Below are 846 nucleotides of genomic sequence, written 5' to 3'. Positions count from 1 at the left end.
TTTAGGGAAATGCCGATTCAAGCCTTCATCCAAACCAACTAACCCATCGGCCACAAACAACAGCACATCTTTAACGCCCTGCTTGATCAAGGTTCCCAGCAGTTCAGTCCAGATTCCAGTCGATTCCGTTGGCGCCACTTGGTAGTTCAGCACTTCTTTCGTACCATCTGGACGAATGCCAATCGCAATATGAACGGCTTCTTTTTGAACGGTATCCCGCTTTAACGGCAAGTAAGTGGCATCTAAGAAGATGGCCGCATATTGTGAAGCCAGTCGACGTTGCTGGAAAGCTTGAACCTGTTCATTGACGGCTTTAGTCATGTTGGAAACCGTGGCTTTGGAGTAGTGAGCACCGTACATTTTCTCAATGAGTTCGGCAATTTCAGCAGTGGTAATTCCCTTGGTATACAACTGAATGACCGTTGTTTCTAAATTATCACTGTGCCGACCGTAGGCTGGCAAGGTATGATTTTCAAACCGGCCATTGCGATCTCGAGGAATGGTTAAGTTAAGTTGGCCGTACTTCGTATCAAACGAGCGCTCATAACTGCCGTTGCGGTTATTACCAGTGTTAATCCCAGCGTATGAGTAGCGTTCGTAACCCAAAAACTCTGCCAATTCGGTTTGAAGCAGCTGGTTAATCGCAATTTCGAGGTGGTGACGAAAAACTTCGTCCAAATCTTGCTTTTGGGCTAGTGCAGCGATAATTTCTGTGGTAAGTTCATTCATGGGGAATGCCTCCTGTGATGTTTTCTGTGATTACTAAATATCATAAGGGAAGGCATTCCCTATTTCTATACAATTCAGAAATCTTTTATGCATTTACACAAGATATTTTACGCTCTC

The 846-nt window shown here is 44.6% G+C and carries 1 pseudogene; it reads right to left on the bottom strand.

Annotated features, from left to right (window positions below):
• Nucleotides 1–729, bottom strand: a pseudogene (locus LKE01_RS11870) (IS256-like element IS1310 family transposase); the annotation flags it as partial.
• Nucleotides 730–846 lie beyond the last annotated feature (117 nt).

Source organism: Lentilactobacillus kefiri, assembly GCF_007989105.1.
GTDB classification, from domain to species: Bacteria; Bacillota; Bacilli; order Lactobacillales; family Lactobacillaceae; genus Lentilactobacillus; species Lentilactobacillus kefiri.
The sequence above is the reverse complement of the archived record's forward strand: the minus strand, read 5'-3'. Positions and strand labels throughout refer to the sequence as shown.